Below are 24930 nucleotides of genomic sequence, written 5' to 3'. Positions count from 1 at the left end.
GAGTTTCATGAACGAATATTTAATTAGTGGCGGAACAATTGTCACACTAGGAACAGAGAACACCGTCATTCCCCAAGGAGTCATCTATATAAAAGATGGTAAGATTGCCGACTTTGGTGACAAGAGTCTGAAAGATAAATACAACTGTCCTGTGGAAGTGGATGCGACAAACAAAGTGGTTATGCCGGGCTTTATATGTGCACATCACCACTTGTACAGCACTATGGCCAGAGGATTTGCTCCTCCAGGGGAACCGGCATACACTTTTCAAGAAATACTAGAACGCCTATGGTGGAAACTCGATGCCGCACTTGAAGCAGAAGATGTATATTACAGCGCTTTAGTTCCCATGGTAGAGTGCATTCGCAATGGGACAACGACGATCATTGATCACCACGCAAGCCCGCAGTGTGCAAACGGAAGTTTAGATGAAATTGCCAAAGCGACTCTCGAAAGCGGCATTCGCGCCTGCTTATGCTACGAAGTGTCTGACCGCAATCAACTAGGCGAGGGAATCGCCGAAAATGCGCGTTTTTTAGAGAGAATGCAAAACGAAAATTCCGATTTTCTCTCAGCACTATTTGGCATGCATGCTTCTTTTACCATAAGCGACAAAACACTACATGAGTGTCGCGAAGTCGCAGAGAAATACAATGTGGGTTACCATATACATGTCTGTGAAGGTCCAGAGGATGGCGTCGATTCGCAAAAAAAATATGGCATAACCCCCATTGAACGTTTGATCAAAGAGAACATTTGTGGTGAAAAGTCTCTTTTCGCGCATTGTATTCACATTAGCGATCGTGAAATTGAACTACTGCGCGACTCTAAAACGATGATACTGCATAACCCCGAATCAAATATGAATAATGCGGTAGGTGTGACACCTATTTTAAAAATGATGAAACAAGGACTTGTTGTTGGTCTTGGTACAGACGGAATGTCATCGGACATGTTGTCACAAATGCGTTGCGCGTATTTGTTGCATCGTTTGGCAAACAAAGATCCGCGTGTGGCTTTTGCCGAAGTACCGCAAATGCTTTTGCAAAACAATCCACTCATTGCGCAACGCTGTTTCTCACAAAGATTAGGCATTATTGATAAAGATGTCCCTGCTGACTTGGCAATTCTCGACTACATACCTCCCACACATATGAGCAGTAGCAACTTTTTAGGACATTTTATTTTTGGTATGGTAGATGCAACCGTTGATACGACGATTGTTGGTGGAAAAATTTTAATGAAGAACAAAAAAATACTAAATCTAGACGAAGAAAAAATCGCTGCTCGAAGCAGGGAATTAGCAGCAAAACTTCATAAGCGTATTGTTTAATTCATTTTTTCTTCGTAACCCCATTCAGTAAAAAATACAATTAAAAATATGAAAAAATAGCGACTAGATAGTAGAATAAATATTACAAATAGACTCATCGTGGTAAAATTATCTTGGTAAAAAGAGATAATAAATAATATAAATGTACATAGGGTACAAAATAGAAATTTGTAAACACACATTCTTAGAGATTCCATTTGTTTCTCCTGGGAGTTTTTGGGATGTGTAGCATTAAAGTATAGTTTTCAAATTGCTTTTGTTTCTTTTCTATAAAGTTACTGTTTCAAACAAGTGAAAACGACCAAAATCCTTTTGCTATATAAATAGGGGGTTAGCGGTTAGCGGCAACTTCAAAACCTTATAAATAGGGCCTCTAATATTTGTGTGCCCAACAACATTTTTTTTCTTATAGTATTATTTAAGTGATAGGAATAATGCATTCCTAAAATTGAGGGGATATATATGGATGAAAGGTTAATTGAGTATATGAGAAGTTTGCCTGAGCGTGCAGTGCACGCATACATGTTGCAAAGAATGCTAAAATGGCCATTACGAAAAATCGCCAAAGAAATGAAGATAACCTCTCAAACAGTTGGTCGTTACACATATGATATAAGAGAAGCTTTGTATCGTTATGCGGTGGAAAATGGAATAGAACCATCGCAGATATACAGAGATGATTAAAGGAGAACCACAATGTCTGACAAGAATGAAGTATTACAAAACATCGATGAAGTAAATAACCGTAAACTAATTTCCAAAGCACTCAACGGAGATTTAAACTTTTTCGAAAAACTAAAGTTCAAAAAACTACTCAAAACCGAAAAATGGCAAGAGTATTACCAAAAAATTCGCGAAATGGAAAATCGCGTAGACAAACTTCTGTTTACAGATATCTCAAATGGTAGGATCAATCACCAAGCACTATCAAAGTTGGGTCTTCCACAAGAGTATAGAGAACTTGTGGAAAAACATTACAACGGCGAACCACAACAAATGCGCGTAGACATCCTTGATTTTATATTCGGTAAGCCTTTTATTGTTGCCTGTGCGGCATTAGCGATCATTACCGGGGTTAGCATGTATTGGGAGTCCATGCATTGGGGAAATCATCTTTTAGTTATAACAGCTGTAGCTGGAACAGCCTATGCTATCGTAGCCGACGCATAAAAAGATCACTTGCGCAAGTTTTCTCTCTAAGATTTTGTTATAATAAAGTTACCTTAGATCCAAAGTTATCAGAGTCATTAGCACGATGTAAAAAACTCGTGTCTGGACGTCGTATTGACTCGTAAAAAACACACCAAACAACACTTCGAATTATTCAACAACACCATCTAATCTACATACGGTTTTTATCACAAAAAAATACGAATTTTATACTCAATATTATTTAAGCACTCTTACCTAAACATACAACAATTTGCACAGCAACAACTAACTACTTTATAGTTTGGAAGATATCACCAGACATTCTTTTGCCAATAATACCGTTTCCTTGCTCTAGTATGTGAATCCAATCATAAAACAAGGTTCCTTCATGATCTTTTAAAGCATCATCTAAATTCACGATTCCTTGCGGCGACTTCTCTTTAAAAACCTTATAAACACCTGTTAAACCATTGTGGTAAGAAAAACCTTCCTCAAAAAGAGTCTTTTCAAACATTGTTCGATTGGTTTTGGATTCAAGAGTTGGTTGCCAATAAAAAAAAGCTTTAAAACCATAGATCTTAGCGAGTTGTTTCACAGTAGAAACATTTTGCAGATATTTTTCTACAATTTGTCGATCTAGATCCATGCGAGACTTTACAACAGATGATCCTTTTACCCGAAAATACCACAACAAATCGTTTACCACAAAACATACCGGAAACTTTTGTAGTGTTGCTTTAGTAAAAGCTCTGCCCAATTTGTTATATCTCCGAGACATATTAAATTCTTGATGTCTTCTGGGTGCACTTAGAGGAAACCCCGCGACCCCAGATTGATATCCTCCCACGGTATCGTTAAAACCATCATAAAAGATAACATAATCTGGTCTTTTTCCTTCACGGAGTAGCAATAGCAGTTTCAAAACTTCTTGTGTGCTTCCATGTCCCGTTTCTCCATAATTCGTTATATTTGCCACTATTCCTTTTTCGTTTAGGTAGTGCGCAACAAAAGACGGTATTGTGTAATCATCCCTAGCACCGTTTCCCCACATTGTTGAGCCACCAAACATAAAAATTTTGATACCGCTTTTATGATAATTTTTAGTTGCTCGAATGCTATTATTATCAACGTTAATATACTTTCCCTGTGTAGGTTTACATTTCCACACAAGATAGGGGGTCCACTCCGCCTTTATATTTACCAGTTCGTTAAAATAACTTTCACTCCATTTTTTTTCATTCGCAATAACAAATGCACATGGCTTGGGGGTCGTAAAAAAATTTGTTGTATAGATCACAGCACTTGCAATACCGTTGAGAACAAACCAAAAAAACAATGTGACTCCCACGATCAACCAAGAAATTTTAGCGAAATGAAATAAAGTGCTTGTCCATGTTTTTATCCTACGCAATTTTCTTCCCATCAATGATTAAAACAACATCAAAATTCACTATTGATAACGCAAACACCTACAAGGTTTTATAATTGTCATTGTACATTTTTTTGTACTAGGCGCCATCATTTTAGTTACAAAAACAAATTCTTCTCTAAAAACATCCCCATAACCACCTATATTAGAACAACTTATGCCTTATTGTTGAAAATCGTAAGTTTTCCGTAAATTATTATTGACTTTTATCTTTCATGGTGTATAATTAGATTAGCAGTAAAAGTTACAAAGTAAAACATCCTTTGGCAACTTACCAGAGAGAGCAGGTAAGAATAAAAGATTTGTTTCTATTTTGTACCAACACATTTTTATATCGGATATGGTAGGATCGTTAGAACCCCTACAACATGTCACTAAAAAAAAAGGTGAGCCAGAAAACGTACTTTTCTAGCTCACCTTTTTTATTTGATGTGAAGTTTTCACGATAAAATAATTGGAGGTTCGTATCCAAGATAGTTCATTTGTCTTTTTTGAGCTGTTCATCCTGCAAAAAAATTATAGAAAAAATAACAATCTAAATTATTACCACAAAAAAATAACGATTTAAATCTTTATTTAACAGCAACTTAAAAAAACAAGACAAAAAAAACCGCAAGTTTTCCGTATTTCACTATTGACTTTCATTCTATGTGCTGTTATATTGTAATTAACAATAGAGATAACAAAGACAAAACAACATCTTAAAAGTAAGAAACCCAAAAAAACGGGTTTGGCGTTCACGCCAAATAAAGAAAGTTGTTTTTGATTTGCGGAAATACCTAAAATTATATATTGGATATGGTAGGATCGTTAGAACCCCTACAACACATCACACGGATAAGAGAGGTGAGTCAAATGAATTTTGGCTCACCTTTTTTATTTGCTGATAACAAATCGCATTTGTATTTTCTTGATTTTTGCCACCATACGTAGTACAGTTAACAGCAAATTATTCGATCTAGAGATGTATTTTTATTGGAACGACAATAACTAATTTAGAGAGGCTGTAAGAAGTGTTACGTACTCATACTTGCGGAGAACTTCGCAAAGAACATGCTGGTAGCGAAGTTACCTTAAGTGGATGGATTCGCTCTATCCGCGACCACAACCATTTTGCGTTTGTCAATTTAACAGACCGTTATGGTTTTTGTCAGGTGTACTTCGATGAAAACTTAAAACCCCAGCTGGAAAAAGAAGCCTATGTACAACTAAAAGGCGAAGTCAAAGCACGACCAGAAAAAGAGATAAACCCCAATATGGCAACAGGGGAAATTGAAGTTATTTGTAAAGAAATGAAAATCCTTTCGCGCTCGAAGGTTCTTCCCTTTGAATTGTTTGACAAAATTGATGTAAAGGAAGAAACGCGACTCAAGTATCGCTTCTTAGATATGCGTCGTCCACAAATGATTGAGCGTTTGACAATGCGTAGCAAGATAGCTTCTGCTATACGCAAAGCTTTCGAAGAAATGAGTTTTCTCGAAGTAGAAACTCCGGTTTTGGTACGTAGTACACCTGAGGGATCACGAGACTTTGTCGTACCTAGTCGTGTACACCACGGTAAATTCTACGCCTTACCACAAAGCCCACAGCTGTATAAACAAATGTTAATGATTGGTGGGTTAGATCGTTACTACCAATTTGCGCGCTGTTTTCGCGATGAAGATGCACGTCGAGACCGTCAACTCGTACACACGCAAGTCGACGTCGAAATGGCGACAACACAACAAGAAGATGTATTTCGCGCCGTGGAACACGTCATGAAAACTATTTTTTCCGATGTACTGGATGTCGAGTTGAAAACACCTTTCCCGACATACACCTACGACGAAGTCATGGCGCGTTTTGGTATTGACAAACCCGATATGCGCTTTGGAATGGAACTCATTGATTGTGGTGAAGCAGTAAGTGAAAGTGGATTTGTACTTTTTGAAAACGCGCTTAAAGACGGAGCGACTATCAAGGGTATCGTAGCTCCTGGCTGCGCCGCATATTCGCGAAAACAAGTTTCAAAATTAGAAAAATACATACATCAGTTCCAAGCCAAGGGGCTGGTAGCCTTCAAAGTAAAAGACGGAAAACTTGAAGGAAGTCCCGTAAAAAAAATGAGCGAAGAAAGTGTACAAAAGCTTTATGAAAAAGCCGCGGCACAAGACGGCGATTTATTATTGCTATGTGTTGGCAAAAGTGACATTGTTCATCGTTCGTTAGGAGAATTGCGCAACTACCTCGCACGCGAATTAAACTTGATCCCAGAAGGAGAATACAATTTTCTATGGGTAATTGACTTTCCACTATTCGAGTGGGACGAAGAAGCGAATAGCTGGACACCAATGCACCACATGTTCTCCATGCCAAAAGACGAATTTATCGAAAATTTCGAAGAAAACCCAGGTGATGTGAAGGCGCAACTCTACGACTTAGTTTTAAACGGCGTAGAATTGGGAAGTGGTTCTATTCGTATTTCCTATCCAGAAATACAAAAACGCGTCATGAATCTCGTCGGCATGAGCGAAGAAGAAGCGCAAAAGAAATTTGGCTTTCTACTTGATGCATACCAATATGCGAGTCCGCCGCACGGTGGTATTGGTATGGGATTTGACAACTTAGTGATGACCATGTTACAGTTGGAAAACATCCGCGAAGTGATCGCTTACCCCAATGCAAGTAATGGTATGTTTTTATACGACGGTTCTCCGACTCCTATCGAATGCGAACAGCTAGATGAATTGCATTTAAATGTAGTGGAAAAAGAGGAAGACGAAGAAGCGAACAACGAAAAAAGCAGCGAAGAGTAAAGTACATAAAAAAACGTTACGCGATTTGCGTAACGTTTTTAGAAAGCTACATTAAATAGCTAAGTCAAGACTATATTGTCATTTTCACTATGCAGAGCGAACCTGAATTTTTTTCGCAGAACTTTTTATTTTGTGTAGTTTGAGAGTTAATACACCATCTTTAATTTGTGCGTCTATTTTTTCAGGGTCAAGACTTTCCTTAATCGCCCACGTTCGTTTAAAGTCTCCTGTATAATATTCTGTATGTTGAATTTTATAATCGTCTTTAAACTGAGGTTTTTCCGCTTTTGCAGAAATCTGTAATTGATTTTTATCTAATTGAACGTCTACGGACTCTTCATCGACACCTGGTAGGTCCACCACCAGTGTGATCACATCCTCTTCTTCATATACATCTGTATCGGGAACGAAAATCATAGCTTCATCTTTAATATCTGTACTCATTGTTACTCTCCTTGTTTTTTATTTTAATTGTGGCTTAGGCTTTTTTGACAGTTATTTTTTTTGGGGCACTTTGTTGTTGTTTGGAAACATGTATATATAAAATTCCCTTTTGGTAACTGGCATCTACTTTTTCTTCATTTACGTCAAAACCAAGTTGAATAGATCTTTTCCAACTTCCCGTACGTCTTTCTTTCAGATAATATTTTTTCTCACCTTCTTTATCGTGGCGCGTGACACTAACATGCACAATATTACCCTCTATGCTAATATCAATATCTTCAGTGTTGACACCTGGTACTTCGATACTAATAGTTGCTTCTTCATGATTTCCTTGGATATTAACCGGAAGATTTTTTTGTCCTCTTGTACCAGGTTGTACAAAGCGAAAATTTAAATGATCGAATATTTTGTTCATTTCTTCTTGCAAATCATGTACGTTGCGTAAGTCTTTGGTAAAAAACATGGCGCTCTCCTTTTTGTATTTTATGAAATTTATTTTATTTTTATTTTATCATTACATCTCACCCATTAAGCAACTACTGTGCCAAAACGAAAATAAAAAACATAAATATTTGCAAATAAATAACTTAACAAAAACAACACCTTTATAGCTTTACGTAAAATCAAATCAAGAAATTGTCATTTTGACAGAAAAGACTATCAATATGACATAGATCGTTGCTAACGAAAAATTAAAACCTTGTCATCATTTATGTTATTGTTTACTATAGAAATCTATGTGTAATCGATTAAAAAACTCAAAATTTCTCATGCTGCTTATACTTTATCCAAAAACCCACAACAAAAGAAGATGACAGTATGTGTAAACAGCGTGTTTCAAGCACATTCAGATTAGGATATATAATGGATAAACAAAACTCTGCAAACGCTCCCGTAAAACCGATGATGTTCGCTTTTATTCTCGGATGGTGTCTTTTTTTAGTGCCATTTATGGTATTCCTTGCAGTACCACTCATTGTGATCGGAATAATTGCTGCGGTGGTATGTTTGGTTAAGGGCGAAAAAAAATGGGGAATTCGCGGTCTGTTATTTGGATTTATCGTTTCTCCTGGGCTTTTTTACTTAGGCTTGTGGATAAGCGCTAAATTTTTAGTTGGTTAATAACAGATAAAAGCACTTTATTCTATTACCCACAAAGTCACAAATGCGACGTTTGAAAACAACTATGCGAGACCACCTATGAAATTTTCACAAAACGATGCCGCCTTTAATTCACAAGCGAACTTTGACGATACACTACAGCATTCATTTCCCAACTACAAAATTATTCGCGAATTAGGGCGTGGCGGGATGGGTATTGTGCTCTTAGCACAACATCGCCGCTTACAAAACTTCGTAGCGATAAAGGTTCTACTGGGAGTATCATCAAAAAGGTTTTCACGCGAAGGGCAAGCACTAGCAAAATTAAACCATCCTGGAATTGTACGCATTTACGAAATGTCTCCAAATGGTTCGTACTTTATCATGGAATATGTCGAAGGCGTAACACTACGCGACTTATTTCACGAAGGACAGCTTTCACGTAAGGAAGCCATCAAAATATTCATGCAAATATGCCAAGCGATTCATCACGTACATGAAAACGGCATCATACACCGCGATTTAAAACCAGAAAATATAATGATACAACGCGAAACCAACCAAGTAAAAATCATGGACTTTGGCATTGTAAAATTAAATTCAAATCAACAGACAGCTCTTTCGGCAGCAGGATCAATTATCGGAACAATCTCCTATATGCCCCCGGAACAAATAGAGTGTTCACGAAATGCGGGAAAACAAAGTGATATTTACGCAATTGGTATCATGATCTATGAGTTTCTAACAGGAAAGCCTCCTTTTCATGAAGGTGGTCACGTTCAAATCGCATACGAAATTATACATTCGCCCACCCCACCTATCGTGGGTAAGTCACCCGCATTGACAAAAATATGTATGAAATGTATAGAAAAAGATACCAACAAACGCTACCAAACCTGCAACAGTTTGTACAAAGCATTGCAAGGTCTTTTGGTTAGAAAACCTATTGGTAAACCTGTACAGAAAGAGAAAAAACCATACATCCTCTACCTTAGTGTATTTTTGCTTATGGGTATTTGCATTGTCATTGCCGGCGTTTTCTCGTCTTCAACCGCTTCGACGAAAAAAAATTCACTAAGTAACAAGCATACCACGAATAACAAAGACAAAAAGAATGGAAAGTTGGTATTGCCTGATGGAGTCGTTTACAAAGGGCAAAGAAAAAACAATAAACCACACGGCAAAGGAAAGATGCTCTACAAAAATGGTGATTGTTATACAGGAAACTTTGTCAACGGTAAATTCCATGGGCAGGGAGAAATGATTTACAAAAATCAGCGCAAGTACATCGGAGAATTTGCAAATGGCGAGTACCAAGGTACGGGGCGTTTTACATACAAAGACGGCAGCCAATACATCGGAGAGTTCGTCAAAAACAAAAAGCATGGTACAGGACTTTACATAGATCCCAAAGGAGAGGCAATTTTAGATGGTATGTGGCGCAACGACAAGTGCATACAAACCAAACGTCGTCCCTCTGCCCCAAGCAAAACACAAAGTTATTTCCGGATTGTCAATAATACCCCTTTTAAGCTCAAACTATTTTGGGTAGATTACGGTAACAAACTCCGCGCCTATAGTGATATTTTACCGGGGAAAGCATTTGTCCAGCACTCCTATATTGGTCACAGTTGGGAAGCGTATGCCGAAGGAAAACCCATTGCGACATTTACCATCGGCAACGAACAACAACTATGGGAAATTCAACACAATGATCTCTATCGTCATTGGTTGGAAAATAAAGAGTGAAACACAAACGTCAGTGAAAAATTGCAAATAACATAAACTGTGCAAAAATAAGAAAGCCATGCGCACACAGTACATACACTTTTGATTTTTTCTCAGGCAAAAAATTCGCGATAAAAAAAAATCCCAATGGCAAAAACAAAAAAACAGACCTAAACATAATTTTTTGGTCGAGGTGCCACATCAACGTTACAAAGTACGAATCCGGATAAAACAGAGTATAGAGACTTAAGGTTGAGGTAAACATCAATATTGCCAAATGCGTATACACTAGAATTCGCGCAATGGCAATACTTCGGTCTTGAAAAGTATCGACAACCTCAAAAAATAAGTGTTGTTCTTTTTCCATAAAGCTCTTATTCCAATTTACAACACAAAACACTTAATTTGCGTTTTATCCATCACCACTTTTTGTTTACCGCGCTGTGGTTGCACGTTTTTTGTCGCTGCGAGTAGTTGCATGACGATGTCCATGTCCTGTGGATTTGTAAGTTTTCCTTGCTGAGGATCGCGAAGCGTCCGCTTTTCTTCATTACCAGTGTGCGGCCAATTGCATTTGTAATCCAAGTCAATAATTGTTTCATGATCGGCAAACGAAAATACGTACGAAAGAATAGGCTCTATACGACACCAAGTTCTTTCGTCATAGTCGGGTGTTTCTATGCGTAAAAAGCGTTCACAACACGCCACCCACAACGGCAACATCGCCATCTCCTCTTGCGGCGCGTCTTGGTTGACACAACAATAGTCAATCCAATAAAAAATTTCGGGTGTAAATCGATGCGTATCTTCCACCCATTTTTTGCGCCACTTGGTAAATTCGTTGATCGCTAGAGCCTTGCGGTTGTCTTTGTCATCGGGGTGTGATATGGTTGCGTCCATGGATGGATTTAGCCAGCGATGGCTGACCATAAAGATTTCCACAACAGGTGCTCCGTAGTGACGAATACCGTCAAGCGCATCTAGCGTCATATTTTCGCTACTGCGCGGTAAGCGGCCTATTTCTTGTAGGGTGTCGCTGTGAACTAGGCGCATCTTCGGTCCAATTTTATTGGCCATTTCAATCATTGACACACGTGAAGCTGTCGCCGTACTCTTCGCAAAATCGTATTGCTGTATCAATTCAGTTACTTTTTGCCAGGTTTGTGCAAAACGACTCATTGTTCTATTTCCTTAAAAAACAAAGGACGGATTAACCGTCCTTTGTAAACAAAAGTGAATATCTAACTCCAAGTTTTCAAATCTTCACGCCATTTACTCTTCTTGTCAGATAAGTATTTGCGTATATCGTTTAACCATTCCTTTTTGTACTCGATAATTACCCACGAACCGATGCACAGAACCCCAAGCCCTGCCCACCATATCGACTGAGGAATTACACCAAAGTTGACATAGGCAAACAACACCAGGGTCACATCAGCGAGTAAGAAAGTTAAACCTGTAAAAAAGAATAACAATTCTTTGCGATAGGCACCTACCAATAAGATAATTAGTGACTCCACCACAAGGAAGAATGAATGCGTTAAATGATAATATGGTGAAACGCCTAATGCATACAGATGATCAAACCATCCATGATAGCTTTGAACCAATGTCGGAACAAAAATCATCAACAAACCCACAAACAGTAAGTCTTTGTAGTAGGCAAAACTATGCTTCCGATGTAGATAGTAAGCATAGGCGATCATGGCCATTCCCACAGGAACCGTGTAGAATTCCCATACGGATGTTGCCCACGAAAAAAGAATCACGTAGTAGGAGAATGCAAAAGAAACACCTGCGACCGTAAGATGTTGCTTACTTCTAGTATATAAGTACAAAAGTACCACACTATTGGCAAGAGTCAACACCGCCACTAGATATACCGAAACATTGGCATCGACTAAAAATAGTAACAAGAACACCGCATAATTGCCATAAGCAACTAGAGTCAACGGTTTCATTGCATAGTCCGCAAATTTCTCTGGTATAAAATGCGCGGCATACAGTAACAACACACCCATCATTACTGACAGTATCATCAAATTCTCATAGCTAAAGTACATGAAGGCAACAAAAGAATAACACGCAATTGCTGCCGTTGTCAAACCAAGGGGTGCGAACAATGTAATGCGTTGCTTATATCCCACAACCAAATACATGACAGACGCCAAGGCCATAAATAACGTTATGTGTAGACTTGCATGCGCGTGAATTAGCGAAAGAAGCGGTAAAACTGTGGCTGCAAAGAAAAAAGCTTTTTGTAGAGATGGTACGGCGCTGGATATTCGCGCAACAAACAAGTGAACCGCGGCGAGAAAAATGACGAGTAGTCCACTTGGCACAGGGTGTAAATCCATTTTTTCGATAATCAAGTAATTCGCAAGTGCAAAGAGAGCCATCGAAAAGAACGCACAGGTATTGTAATATCCTGCGGGCGTTGTTTTCAAATATACTGTTACCGCAGCGATCATCGAACTCAGTAATAAACTGAGTAACGTTGGATAATTGATTTTGCCAATAAAAACTAGTGACAAAGATATCAAAAGTACGTTGGACATCACCACGTAAAAAATGGGTCGGGCAATATCCTGCTCTTTTTGCAACACAAAATAACCTGCGGTCGCAATAAGTGCACTAATCACTGCCATGGCCAAAGCAATTTCAGCCCCCCACAATGATTTCGAGGCAAAAAGTGCCACGAGAGCACAGCCACTAAACAGCGCAGTGCTTATGTAACTGTACAAAGGCTTTTTTTCGTAGTAAAGACATACAAAATAAAACACAAATGCCATCGCGATCACCCACATCGAAATAAAGGCCGATGGCACCATGCCGGGAAGTGCTATGGGCAAGAGCAAGAAAAACAATACCGTGGCATGGGAAATCATCCATGTGGGAGATACCCATATTTGCGGCAAACGCTTGCAAACAGCAAACAATCCAATGGCTACAGGGATAAAGAACAACGCGTACTGAAAAGTAAATAGTCCCTGAGGTAGTAGGAAAAAGTATAGTGCGTATGAATGAACAAAAAAACCATACACGAGCCACAAACGTACGTCTTTTATTGCCAATACAGCGTTTAAAACGACAAGAAGCGCAGGAAACCATGCGTTTTCATGATAATAGAAACGAATAAAAGCAATAAATTGTACACTACATACGATAAACAGTATTCGTACGTAATTGAGAGTGGTTTCGGTTATTTCCTCGGCAAAGAACTTAGTACCTAGAGCTAAAATAATCGCAAGTATGGCAAAATGCATTCCCCAATCGAAAAACGATTCGCCATTACATGTAAACATAAAGTAGCTGAGTGTAATATAGCCTAGTCCCCAAAAAACAGTCGTTTTCTGTGGATGTAGTGCGTATTTCATCACGAAAAACAACACCGCTAAAATGAGAACGATATGGACTTGCCACACCTCATTTCCCAACGCCATACATGTAGAAATTGTCGAAAATGTAGTAACGATCGGAATTAAAATAAAGCCTAAGATACGCTCACTTATTTCAATCTCGCGAACTTTTGCCCACATCCGTGCCAAATACAAGGCAACAATACAGAAAAAGACAACAGCAGCGGCAAGGTAGTGAAAAGAGTAATCGTAATAGTTGTGGATCATGGTACACAGCGTGATAAACACCGCAACACCCGCCGCAATAAGATCGTTGCGTCGTAGTAAAATCGCCGTGTAAATGCAAAAAGCACTTGTCATTAATAAAATGAGGCACATGGTAAAGAAGTGATTGTAGTAAAAATCATGTCCCCATATGACAAGATAAAACAACACTGCTGGCATTGTCCACAGAGAACAGCGCTGCAAAGGAGCCGTGAGCCACTCATATTCACGCCATTTTTCGTGTACGCTCAACCATGCGGCGATCGTAGCCCAGACTAAAAATACACATGAGTATATATGAACATCTAAATGGAGAATTTTTAGAATTTCAGCGATGGCCAACAATTGAAAAATAATCGCACAATAACTAATCGCTGTTTTTTGTAGTCGTGCATTACAACTCGTGTATCCCCAAGTCGAAAGCAAAGAGAATAGCAACACCGACAACTGTCCTTCGTAAGAGCTATAAGCTCCGTAGTGGATGTATATCAAAAACAATACGATCGGCGTCACGAAACCGCAGTGATGTAGTGCCAATGTCGTTTCTTTTTTTCCTATTTTGTTATGTAACAATAGCAGCGCAACGCTTGCCGTTGGCACACCTAACCAAAATGTAGACAAATCGGCAATGCAACACAGGGATATTGTGAGTCCGAGACTTGAACCGGCGAATAGCAAACCATAAAAGTAGGCATTCCACGTGTGCAAAATTGTATTGATTTGCCATAATGCAAAGCCAATACCACACATCATCACAAACGCAAAGACATATGCGTCCCAAAATAATAGAGACGTAATACATGTCGCCACAAATACGATATTCGCTGTGCCGATTAAAATCCACTCACAGCGTTTGTTTTCGCTCACAACTAAACGTGTCGCAAATTGCAATAAAGCTAAAATGGCAAATGCAATGGCATACGTTTCATAATATGGTGATACAAATTTTTGCAATGTCAAAAATGTCGAGGAAATGGTCAAAACCGAAGACACAAACGTAAAAATTGTACTGTGGTACATACGCATATGTATTACAGACAATATCGTTGTCATCCAAAACACGGTATATTTGTTACCGTGATCTTCAAGAAGACCTATTTTGACGGCAAAATAAAACACAAAGGGAAAAAATATCGTCGCTAAAAGAGACAACAACAATGATAATTTGACAAGGCTCTTTTTCTTAAAGAAAATATAATAACTACCGGCAAACAAACTTATTGTCAGTAAACAATAGCAAACAAACACAATATATTTAAATTGATCCCAATTACTACGTAAAAAAGTGACAAGTGCTGTCAATACAAACAACACACCAAATAGTAGTAAGAGATTTCCTATATTGTTTTTAATAAAAGCTGCGACATTTTTCCAAAACTCACTGGGCTTTTTCGTAGGTACAGGCTTTGGCTTTACAGCTTGTACCTCACGCTGCTCACCTGATTTCGCTTCTTCGCTCTTTTCTTTTGCAGGTTCTGGTGTATCTTTATCTTCGGTCTCAAGAGCATTTATTGGTTTGGATGATACGACATTAACTGTGTGTTCTCCGTCACTACGACGTTTCCGATATGCTAGGAAGGACAATATCCCAAAAAAGAGCAACATCGTCAATGTCGACCCAACGTGGTAAGAACGGTAGTAGTTAGAAGGCATCATGCTTATTACAGAAGCGAACATACAAAAGCCATAGGCAATTTCCACTCCGAAATTTATTTTTACAGCGTTTTTCTGCTGGATATAGTCACTCAACTCATGGTGGCGATAGAAAAAGTACCAGTAAATGCTCAAAACAATTACCGATAACTCGTGCATCATACAACATAAGCACATAAACACAAAAATAGATAACCACCAATACTTCGAGGTGTGTTGCACCATCCCAAAGCGATTGATAAAGAAAAATATCAAAAAATAAATCGCATAACTGATTTCCGACGTGGCCACAATGGTAACGCCAAATACAAAAATCCAAAATAAATGCTTTAAGATACTGAGAAAGTTCCAACGTACCTCGCGAAGGTTTTGTGTAATGACAATCCACAAAATGCCTAACATGACCACAGCAACAACGGATTCAGAGACGAGTCCCATGAAAATGGCAGCAGCAGCCAGTAAAGTTACGAAAAACTGTAACATACTTAGCTCCTTACTAATAGTTGAAGAAACATAGATTTTGCCTACTTGCTCTTGTCATGCATTAAGTTGTCGATGCTTAGCTTATTGTCATTACTTGGCATCACAATTACTTTGACTTTGTCTGATATCTTATCCACATATAAATAACGTAAAATATCTGGGTTTTCCGCAATGATCTTTTGTACCTTTAGTAGCGCTTCGGCCTTACCTTCTGCACGAATAATTTCCGCTTCGCGTATTCCTCTAGAACGTATTAACTCCGCTTCCTTTGCGGCCTCTGCATCTAGTTTTTCATTTTCGCGCTTTCTCGCCAAAGCTTTATCTTCTATTTCCGCGCGTATTTTATTTTCTTGTTCTTCGATCTTGAGGCGTTCCATATTACGGCGTGATTTTTGGATTTGGTCGAGAATGTTTTGATAATCGGCGTCAAAACTAACATCGGTGATCATGACATCATCAATTTCAATACCATTGTCCGCCATTTTTTCTTTTAAATTCTTTTCGATATCTGCTTCTACTTTTGCACGGGTTTTGCCGTTGTAAATATCTTCCATAGGATACAACGTGGTTACGCGGCTAATCACACTTTTTGCAGCAGGTTCAATGTCTTTCTTTACATATGCTGTTCCCAATTCATTATGAACACGCTCCGCATTTTTGGGATCAATGTGGTAGTACACTTTAAAGTCAAGTATCAGACGTTGCTTATCACTGGTGTTACAATCAAAATTATTCAGGCTCATTGGAATGGAGGTCGTTGGATAACTGTTAATATCTTCGGTGTAGTTATTTGGAAAAGACACATCTTCAATCACCACTTCGTTGATCATAATTCCTTCAGCATCAAAACTATCCTTCATCCTCTTTGTCATAAGCTCCACCAATTTTGGTCGTTCTTTGCCAAAAACATCTTCGCGTGAAAACTCTGACAATGTCGCTTTGAGCTTCCACTCAAAAAACGATTTCACTTTATTGTCAATACGGTATGAGTTATCGTATTTTTTGTGTAAATCTACCAATTTTTCTCCCTGCAGTTGGTAGTACACAGTACCACGAGCATTTACCCACTTTTTGTGCTGATCTAATGCATTACGCATTTCTATTCTTGCGGATCTTTCGTTAATCGAATATGTTTCGATTTGCACCATCAAAGGACGCCGCCAGTACCAACCAGCACGTAAGGGCTGTGGTAAAACGCGCTCTTTACCCACAACGCTAATCTCGACACCCATATAGCCGTCTTGAATATAACGAAAGCCAACAGAAAACAATACAACCGCGGCCACAACTAAAACAATGCATATGACCATGCGAATAATAATTTTGTTCATAAAAAATTCCTTAAAAGAAAATCCCTGATTCTAACTTTTGGTGATTTCATTTACTTTGTAAAGATCCATACGTTCTACGGGCTGTCATCAATTAAAGAAATATTTCCTTTACGGTGTCATCCCGTACTTGATGCGGGATCCACTCTTTTTAAGAGAGAAAACAATAAAAGAAAAAAATTCTTATGTAAAAAGAAATTCTTGTCTTTATTGGGTTTTGCACTTTTATTTGTGGATTCCTGGTCAAGCCAGGAATGACACTAGGTGTATATTTTCTCTACATTTGGCGAGTTTCGCTAATTGATGACACGCCCTAATCGATGTGTGATCATTGCCTTTTGAAAAGACCTTTGGTACGGATTCGCGCTCACAAGCGGGCTCGTGCTAAAATAGACAATGACCAAATTCGTCAGAATCACATAAACTCCGCACATAACGCAGTGCGTTATAATAAGTACGTAACATCTATTATATCTGTTGAGATTTTTTTATAAATTTATAATTTTATAGAAAATTCAAGTAGTTGGGTATCTTTATCTTGGTGAGTGTATTCGTAATAGTTTGCCGTGCCGTCATGAGTGATGAAAAGCAGAGTTGTAGTGCGCGTACCGTAACCGCGCATATGGACAAAAATGGAGGAAAAATACCACTCAAAATATTTAGAAACACCGGTCTTGGGAAGTTTAAAAATAGAAGCACGACGCTTGTTTTGCATCAAATGCAACAACTGATCGCGAATTTGCCGTTCGTCTTCACTTTGAATCGCTTTAGTAAACGCCTGCTTTCCATAGACCAATTTTGGCCAAGAAGTGTCCAGCAAATGATTCGACAAACCATAAATACCTGGAGAGAGTTCGTGAATTTCTTGTGTGATCGTTGAATAATAGCACAATTGTTTCGTATCTCCGGCAACGACATTACTACCGCCATAAAGTTGCGCTTCCTTGTTAATATCCTCAAAATATACACTAGGTGAGGTATTGGACAACAGATAATTTGTCACAAGCGCTCCACGAGACTTTTGCCCAGAAATAGGCCTTGAACCGCTGCGAAAGTTCGTTAACCACGAATAACGGCCAGTTGTTGTCATACCAAACCACGTCCCACCACGTACGGCATCTTTTCCTGCCAGTATCGGAGTTTCATCCCAAAAGTGCGCCGCCAATGTCTCGCGATCCAGATACTCATCGCGATTAAACGCCGCGATTAGAAAATAGCGCGGGTGCGATTTATAGCTAAAAAAAACAATACACATGTGTTCACCTATATTATCAGCCTATCGTAAAAGTTATCCACAAAGTTATCCACATCCATCCACATTTTGTAGGTTTGTCTATCATTTCATTTTATAATTTTGCTAAAATGAATTTTCTACTACTCTAACTTGAAAATGCAACGCAAGCAATTTAATTTTAGTAGTGATCGCAGAGGCGAAATAAAAAATATACGAAAAAACGTCAAAAATAATTTAAACGGACTTCAGCAAAACAATAAATACCAAAGGATAAGGAAATATAAAATGCAAAAACTTCTTCTCTTATTAGTTACAATATGGTCTTTGATTGAGACAACGCAAGCCTGTGCGCCAGCACCGCCCCCAAATGTACAGGTGGATATTGCCACAGAAAGTGCGATTATTATTTGGGACCCCACGACAAAAACGCAGCACTTCATACGTCGCGCCTCTTTTGTTACCCCAGCAAAAGACTTTGGCTTTTTAGTTCCCACACCTACAAAACCAACATTGGCAGAAGCAAGCGACGACGCATTTGTATATTTGCGCGAATTGACCAAACCGCGTGTTATTACCCAAAGTCGTCCGATGCGTCTAGCATGCAGCTGTACAGCAATGGATAAATCAATGGGAGCGCAAGGCGTAACGGTACTAGAAGAAAAACGCGTTGCCGGATATGATGCGGTCATTTTGCAAGCCAGCGACAGTAATTCTCTGCAAACGTGGCTACAACAACACGGCTACACATTTCCCAAAAATCTGGTTGATTGGGTCAACCCTTACGTTGAAGCTGGCTGGAAAATTTCAGCGTTTAAAATTGCCAAAACAGACGAAACCAATAAAGTATCCACCTCAGCTGTACGCATGACCTTCGAAACCCCGAAACCTTTTTTTCCCTACCGCGAACCGGTACAAGAAGTCCATAATGAGCAACAACGGTTATTGCGTATCTTTTTCTTGGCCAAAAAACGCATGCAGGGAACTCTGGGAAAAAAATTGTGGCCAGGGAAGGTGGTGTGGGCAAATAAACTAAATAAGGGTAGCAAGGAATTGTTGCTCCAGCGACTAAATCTTCCGCTAACAACACCACCCGTCAATTGGTTTCTCACAGAGTTTGAAGACTATTCATCGCCGCGTCCAGGTAGCGACGACGTGTATTTCTCCATATCAAAAAACCAAAGCCCTGTAGAACGTCCACCGATCACACAGTATGTGTATACAGGACATGATGCGGGATTTTATTTGGTAATTTTGTTTATTGTCTTTCCCAAGATTATGCGCCGTAGAAGACGACAAAAACACAGTTAGAGATGTGATATTAGGCTAAGTTTAGGAAAATTTCCTAAACTTAACTTTTCAAATATGTTTGTGGCAAAAATCTTCAATTGCAGGGAAATAATTAGGTGCGCCCATGATATCGTTATGTCCTACATGCTCTAACACCACGAGCTTCTTATCTGTGGCTTTGGCATTCGTATAATTTTCCTGCGCTTCTTCCACGCGAATAATATAATCCTGTTTGCCGTGCAAAATGAGTAGCGGTTTTGTGACTTCGCGTATCTTTTCACCGTTGTCGAAAATACGTTCTTCGGGACTCAGGCGATCGAGTTGTATACCACGTCGCGCCGCTAACGCAATAGGATCAGCATAACCACTTTCCACAATCACGCCACAAATTTGCGTCAGAGCAACGCCTAGTTCAATGGCTGCCGCACTTCCCAAAGATCGTCCCATAATAAAATGATTGTCATGTAATTTATTTTCCTGTTGGAGGTAATCGTAAACCTTATGGCTATCCGACAACAAATTGCGCAACGTCGGAGTTCCTCCGCTTTTTCCATAACCACGATAATCACAAACGATAAATTCACAACCAATACGGCGATACATTTCCTGGATAGTATCATAATCCGCAACAATTTCACCGTTGCCGTGAAAGTACAGTATGGAGTATTCCGCTTGTGTGTTTGGATAACGCCGTGCGTGAATTTTCACACCCGATTCCACTTCGATCCAAATCTCATCGGCCTCGCGACCACTACCGCGCCGAGGATAAAACATGTTATTGTTAAAAGCGTCCGTATCAAATATAGACATGAGAAGTTCCTTTTGGTTGTTATTTAAAAACGTGTATCCACCTGTATTTGAGGGAACGGGCGGACATTGGGTCCGCCCCTACATTTCCACAACGACTCCCGAGGTGTTATGGTTGACAATCATTATATATCGCTTGTTAGGATAAATTTCCAATCGCTTTTCATCCTATGCCCAATAATACTCGCCGTTGCCGAAGGGGTTAAACCTTCGGCCTTGACTTGTTGTGACAATGGATCATCTTTGGGAGTGCAAAACATATGCACGTGCTCTTTTTGCGCTTCGCAAGTGTTCTCGGCGCATTTGCCAAACTGCATATGTAGTAGCGGCATCGCTGCATTGGTACTTTGCAATACGATATCTTTTACACCTTTATGCGAGTGGAACGAGATTTTTCCGCGGTGTTTTTCGATTGCAGGTTGTAGGTTTTGTAGTTCATCATAGCTCAAGTTGTACAGTTCTAGTTCGTGTTGATAGGAAATAGGAATCCATTTAAAGCGACATAGAATCTTGACAACGCGATTTTCACCCTCACTGGGATTCATTGAAATGGTGTAGCCACGCATGCAACGGAAATAATTGGGAAAGAAAGCACTGTATAACATCTGTAGAGGAATGCGGTTGCGACGAAATTCGGGGTGTACTTTTAGATCACACAAATACCAACACTTTTTTAACTTGCCGTCTAGAGTAAATGGAACGTAACGTATAATGCCACAGCCGACAGCCACTACGCGATCTTCGACAATTGCGGCGTGGTAAAACATATTCCCCAAACGTTCAAAAAAGCGAAAATAGTCTTTTCCGTGGTCTATCTGGAAAAAGTCGTCTCCAATGGGATAGGTAGCTATCTTTTCCAAAGCGACGATTTGTTCTTCGTACAAATGACGATTTTTTGGAGTAATTTTAACAACACGCACATTTTTCATCAACAAATCCTACCACAACTTCACTTTAAAATACGAACGATTTGTCCTCTATAAGTGTGAATGCGCCATTATAGTAATATGACACATTCACATTTATCACTTCAGCAATCTATATTTGAGATATCTTATCAAATACCTCAGAAATCTTTTCAACAAATGCTTTTGCTTTTTGTAGCTTCTCAATGCCGCTTTGAATGTCTTGCACACTTTTTAAAAACTTTGATCGGTTCTCTAAAGCACCTTCAACGGCTTCAATGGTCTCTTTTGCATCGTCATACTCTTGGATCAAACTTTCATGCTTTTCAGACATTAATTTGATGTCTGCCTCTAAACGATTTATTTTCTCTAAGTTACCTTTTGAGATAATGTCTTCTTCTTCATAATCCTTTATTCCATCACGAAATTCCTCTAACTCGGCGATCTCCGAGCCTAACTCACTTGCTTTATCAATGACTCCGGCAGCTTTATTCATGAGGCGTAATGTATGAGTTCTTATATCTGCTTCCATTTTTGTGGTTTTAACGTCACTCAAGAATGCCGTTAGTGTTCCTTTACCTTCGGCAGCCTTATGCTGCTTGGTATACTCTTCAATTTTTTTATTCAGTTCTGCTGCTACTGTCTCGCAATCTTTATGCGCTTGATAAATTGTCTCTACTAAAGTTTTTAGAGACTTTGCCGCCTGAAAATAACCGCTAATATCTGTCCCGCCACTAGCTACCAATCTAGCAATAGCGGAAGTCGTACCTATAACACCTTTGGCAATAGTTATTGCTGTTTGTAATTTGTATTTACCATAACGTACTTTTGCTTCTCTAATTTCTATCCACAGTGAATCCACGACATTTCCAAAAACTGTTTCGCATCTATTCACCGACGTCCTGAATTCTTTCTGTGCCTCTTTTGTATACTCATCTATGGTCTTTTGGTCTAACGGTTCCTCACCAATTTGTTTCTTTAGGCGATTGTCGATACGAATTAACTCGTCCCTCAAGGCTTTACGAATCGTCTTCAATTCCTTATGCGTACGCGCTTTAATTGTTTTAAAGTACTTCTTCATCGCTGCGTCAGCCATCTTGATTTCAAATTCTATTTCGCCAGATGGTTCCAACAAGCACTCGGTTTTTTTGTCACATAAAATTAAATCAAATTTAATTGTTTTTACTTCCAAATCCGTATTACGAACACTCCGCATGAATCTTCTCATGGACTTTTCAATTTCATCCAGATCTTCTTCAAATATCTTGGTTGCCTTCAGTGTATCAGGATCTTTTGCCCTTTGAATGTCATCATCTTTAAGAAAGATCTCAAAATCATCTTTTCTTTCACAAAAAATATGCAAATGTTTTTTAAAATCTTTGAAAACTTCGCGAAAGTTTAACTTCGGATCTTTTAACTTTTCATAATCCTCATCTAGATCCTTAATTTTATTTGTTAGGCCTTCTTTGGTGATAAAACCTAGAACTTTTTCCCTGGGGAGCTCATCGCCTTTTTTAGCATTTTTTTCGTAATCTTTTTTTGCCTTAATGTATGCTTTGCCCCATTCCCCAAACTCAGGATTTGCCAATAGTGATTGAGTAAAAAAAATACTCAATAATGCAAACATGATAAAAATTTTATTTTTCATACTACATATCCATTCCTAATACTTTTAGTTAAAAAACGAAACTAAATAGTTATCCCATTACAAAATTTTTTTATGTTTTGTTCAAAACAGTGGTTACGATTTCTCTTTACACAAAGAAAAGTGTTTTTGGGTAATTTTAACAACGTGTACACTCTTCCTCGACAAATCCCACCACAACTTCACTGTAGAAATACGAGCGATCTGTTTCCCATAGATGCTGGTTAAAGTCGTCATTGCAATAAAATGACGCTTTGACAATGTCACTTAAAACATGATCTCCATTTAAGCGCCGCGCTATAAGAGCCCCACCGTCATTTAAGCATCCATGCACAATTGTAAACATTTCTTTCATTTCATTTATCGGCATCCAATCCGATATATTTGATGTTTGGATAATGTCCCATTTTTTATTGATATTCTGTATTTGTGACAAGAACGTTCCTTCGTAGAAATAAAGTTCTGCCTTACCTGGTTTTGCGTAATGCAAATACGGCGGAACGCCGGACTCTCCGTTGCAGTAACTCTCCAGCCAAATTTGGTCCACAAAGTAATTTGTACCTCGTGGATAACGACGAATTGCTCGCGCAAAGACTTCGGAAAAATGAGCGGCAAATGATTTGCTCATCGAGTAGTCTACAGCAGCGCGACCAAAAGTTTCCGCTAGTTTTTCACGCTCAAACACAATGTCAAAACATTGTTGCCAATTTTCGTGATTTACCGCCCGCTCCGGATCATCGATGGCTAAAAAGCCTAGCTTTTCGTTACACACGCTTACTAGTTCACGAAATAGTTCTTCAAACTTACCTACGCGATTTACGCCAAATGCAACTTGGGAACGATTTTTTTGCCAGTATTGCTGTTGTTCTTTAGAAAGAGAGCAATATAGCTTATCAAACAACTTTAGACGCGCGTCACTTTCTCCACAAATCCCCAGTAGTATTCGTTGCTCATCTTTCTCTAAATGCTCTATTGTAGAGTAGCGCAGCCTTATCAACTGCAACTGCGCATGGTTTGCGTCGATACAGCTCACAGATTTTACCTGTGGTAAGTGCAAAAGTCCTAACGCTGTACATCCTCCGGAGCCAATAAGCAATATATCTAATGGCTTATTTTTGTAGCCAAATACTTTTTCAATCACTTGGTGTTCAATAAGTGGATCTTCTCGTACTTGGCTAAATGCAATATCACTCCCCGGCCACTTCACTTTTCACCTCTTCTAGCATTGCGAGATACACATTCCAAAAATAGTGACCTCCTAACGCTGCCGCCGTCGCAATTTCCCCACGCGATTTGTCCCACGTATCCCGACAAATATCAAATAACTCGCGAGCATGCTCTACATCAAGCACTTCGTGAGTTGCATAGTGTGATTGAGAACCAGGCTCCACCCACTTGTCTTCACAAATTTTTTTGGCAATTTGTGCGCTAATATCAATATACAAATATTCAATCATCCCCAATAGCGCAGCGCCGTGTTCCCCAGGGTTCGCCAAACAAAAATTGCGAATAGATTCATTAAAGGCATGCACTCCTACGCTACATGGTCTCTGTACTTCCTGTTCCTTAGCTCCTAGAGCTTGTAAAAACTCAATAAAGGTGTGCTTATGCGCTTTGCGCAAATCACCGCTTCCATGTTCTTCTTGGACATTTTCCGCTAGATGAATGCGCTTTTCTAGACAATTTATTTTCGACAAGCATGCCGCCAGCGCGCACGAAAACGACTCAACAGCGTAACGAAAACTCAGTTGCGACTTCAAAAAACTTTTGCGTGTTGCTTCGTTATTCATCCATACAAAATAAGGATGCTGACGAAAATTGTATTGTTGTGCAATGTATACATACATCTTGTCTAAATCTTGTTGTTCGTTCAGTTTTGTGATAGCAATGTGCATATTTTTCCTCTGGTACTTTGTTATCGAACTAGACTAATCCATCGAGTATTATTCGTTCATTATCTTATTCATAAGATAGCGATTCACT

Annotated in this window: 19 protein-coding genes; 7 read left to right on the top strand and 12 right to left on the bottom strand. The window is 39.0% G+C overall.

Features of this window, described 5'->3' with window-relative positions:
• Nucleotides 1–7: 7 nt before the first annotated feature.
• From ssnA to UABAM_RS17320, 3 genes are all read left to right on the top strand, one after another.
• Entirely contained in the window at nucleotides 8–1333 is a 1326-nt protein-coding gene (ssnA, locus tag UABAM_RS17330) for a putative aminohydrolase SsnA (protein ID WP_151969272.1), read from the top strand.
• 462 nt (nucleotides 1334–1795) lie between these two features.
• Nucleotides 1796–2017: a sigma factor-like helix-turn-helix DNA-binding protein gene (locus UABAM_RS17325; RefSeq protein WP_151969271.1), complete on the top strand. Its 222-nt coding sequence runs from the start codon at nucleotides 1796–1798 to the stop codon at nucleotides 2015–2017.
• A gap of 12 nt (nucleotides 2018–2029) precedes the next feature.
• On the top strand, nucleotides 2030–2503 hold the full coding sequence (locus UABAM_RS17320; protein WP_151969270.1) for a hypothetical protein: 474 nt from the start codon (nucleotides 2030–2032) through the stop codon (nucleotides 2501–2503).
• A 271-nt stretch (nucleotides 2504–2774) separates the two neighbouring features.
• On the opposite strand, the gene UABAM_RS17315 is transcribed toward UABAM_RS17320, so the two are convergent.
• Nucleotides 2775–3821 (bottom strand): SGNH/GDSL hydrolase family protein, encoded by a 1047-nt coding sequence (locus UABAM_RS17315; RefSeq protein WP_151969269.1) that lies wholly within the window; start codon nucleotides 3819–3821, stop codon nucleotides 2775–2777.
• A gap of 1106 nt (nucleotides 3822–4927) precedes the next feature.
• On the opposite strand from UABAM_RS17315, the gene aspS reads away from it, so the two are divergent.
• On the top strand, nucleotides 4928–6709 hold the full coding sequence (gene aspS, locus UABAM_RS17310) for an aspartate--tRNA ligase (RefSeq protein ID WP_151969268.1): 1782 nt from the start codon (nucleotides 4928–4930) through the stop codon (nucleotides 6707–6709).
• Between the two features lie 87 nt (nucleotides 6710–6796).
• Here aspS and UABAM_RS17305 read toward each other — a convergent pair whose 3' ends face one another.
• Together UABAM_RS17305 and UABAM_RS17300 are read right to left on the bottom strand one after the other, a co-directional pair.
• Complete coding sequence (locus tag UABAM_RS17305; protein ID WP_151969267.1) at nucleotides 6797–7153, bottom strand: Hsp20/alpha crystallin family protein; 357 nt, start codon at nucleotides 7151–7153, stop codon at nucleotides 6797–6799.
• Between the two features lie 34 nt (nucleotides 7154–7187).
• Nucleotides 7188–7616, bottom strand: a complete 429-nt coding sequence (locus UABAM_RS17300; protein ID WP_151969266.1) for an Hsp20/alpha crystallin family protein — start codon at nucleotides 7614–7616, stop codon at nucleotides 7188–7190.
• Nucleotides 7617–8017: 401 nt separating this feature from the next.
• On the opposite strand from UABAM_RS17300, the gene UABAM_RS17295 reads away from it, so the two are divergent.
• Nucleotides 8018–8275, top strand: coding sequence for a hypothetical protein (locus UABAM_RS17295; protein WP_151969265.1), 258 nt, complete (start codon nucleotides 8018–8020; stop codon nucleotides 8273–8275).
• Between the two features lie 78 nt (nucleotides 8276–8353).
• A complete protein-coding gene (locus tag UABAM_RS17290) occupies nucleotides 8354–10003 on the top strand; it encodes a protein kinase domain-containing protein (protein ID WP_151969264.1) in 1650 nt (549 codons plus the stop codon).
• Between the two features lie 363 nt (nucleotides 10004–10366).
• Here the strand turns inward: UABAM_RS17290 and UABAM_RS17285 are convergent, their stop codons facing one another.
• The 4 genes from UABAM_RS17285 to UABAM_RS17270 form a co-directional block, all read right to left on the bottom strand.
• On the bottom strand, nucleotides 10367–11161 hold the full coding sequence (locus UABAM_RS17285) for a hypothetical protein (protein ID WP_151969263.1): 795 nt from the start codon (nucleotides 11159–11161) through the stop codon (nucleotides 10367–10369).
• Between the two features lie 62 nt (nucleotides 11162–11223).
• Nucleotides 11224–15741: a hypothetical protein gene (locus UABAM_RS17280; protein WP_151969262.1), complete on the bottom strand. Its 4518-nt coding sequence runs from the start codon at nucleotides 15739–15741 to the stop codon at nucleotides 11224–11226.
• Between the two features lie 41 nt (nucleotides 15742–15782).
• On the bottom strand, nucleotides 15783–17072 hold the full coding sequence (locus UABAM_RS17275; protein WP_151969261.1) for an SPFH domain-containing protein: 1290 nt from the start codon (nucleotides 17070–17072) through the stop codon (nucleotides 15783–15785).
• 493 nt (nucleotides 17073–17565) lie between these two features.
• On the bottom strand, nucleotides 17566–18324 hold the full coding sequence (locus UABAM_RS17270; protein WP_151969260.1) for an NRDE family protein: 759 nt from the start codon (nucleotides 18322–18324) through the stop codon (nucleotides 17566–17568).
• Between the two features lie 264 nt (nucleotides 18325–18588).
• Between UABAM_RS17270 and UABAM_RS17265 the strand changes: the two genes are divergently transcribed.
• On the top strand, nucleotides 18589–19611 hold the full coding sequence (locus tag UABAM_RS17265; RefSeq protein WP_173013379.1) for a DUF2330 domain-containing protein: 1023 nt from the start codon (nucleotides 18589–18591) through the stop codon (nucleotides 19609–19611).
• A gap of 48 nt (nucleotides 19612–19659) precedes the next feature.
• Here the strand turns inward: UABAM_RS17265 and UABAM_RS17260 are convergent, their stop codons facing one another.
• From UABAM_RS17260 to UABAM_RS17240, 5 genes are all read right to left on the bottom strand, one after another.
• Nucleotides 19660–20400, bottom strand: a complete 741-nt coding sequence (locus tag UABAM_RS17260; protein ID WP_151969258.1) for an alpha/beta hydrolase — start codon at nucleotides 20398–20400, stop codon at nucleotides 19660–19662.
• Nucleotides 20401–20522: 122 nt separating this feature from the next.
• A complete protein-coding gene (locus UABAM_RS17255) occupies nucleotides 20523–21326 on the bottom strand; it encodes a hypothetical protein (RefSeq protein ID WP_151969257.1) in 804 nt (267 codons plus the stop codon).
• 109 nt (nucleotides 21327–21435) lie between these two features.
• The gene (locus tag UABAM_RS17250; protein ID WP_151969256.1) at nucleotides 21436–22950 is read right to left on the bottom strand and encodes a hypothetical protein; all 1515 of its coding nucleotides are present in this window, start codon (nucleotides 22948–22950) and stop codon (nucleotides 21436–21438) included.
• Nucleotides 22951–23086: 136 nt separating this feature from the next.
• The gene (locus tag UABAM_RS17245) at nucleotides 23087–24154 is read right to left on the bottom strand and encodes a DUF3419 family protein (RefSeq protein WP_151969255.1); all 1068 of its coding nucleotides are present in this window, start codon (nucleotides 24152–24154) and stop codon (nucleotides 23087–23089) included.
• Nucleotides 24135–24842, bottom strand: coding sequence for an iron-containing redox enzyme family protein (locus tag UABAM_RS17240; protein ID WP_151969254.1), 708 nt, complete (start codon nucleotides 24840–24842; stop codon nucleotides 24135–24137). Before UABAM_RS17240 ends, UABAM_RS17245 begins: the two co-directional genes overlap by 20 nt.
• Nucleotides 24843–24930: the final 88 nt, after the last annotated feature.

This window comes from Candidatus Uabimicrobium amorphum (assembly GCF_009002475.1).
Classification (GTDB): Bacteria; Planctomycetota; Uabimicrobiia; order Uabimicrobiales; family Uabimicrobiaceae; genus Uabimicrobium; species Uabimicrobium amorphum.
Note: the sequence above shows the minus strand (reverse complement) of the source record. Positions and strands in the feature narration are given on the sequence as shown.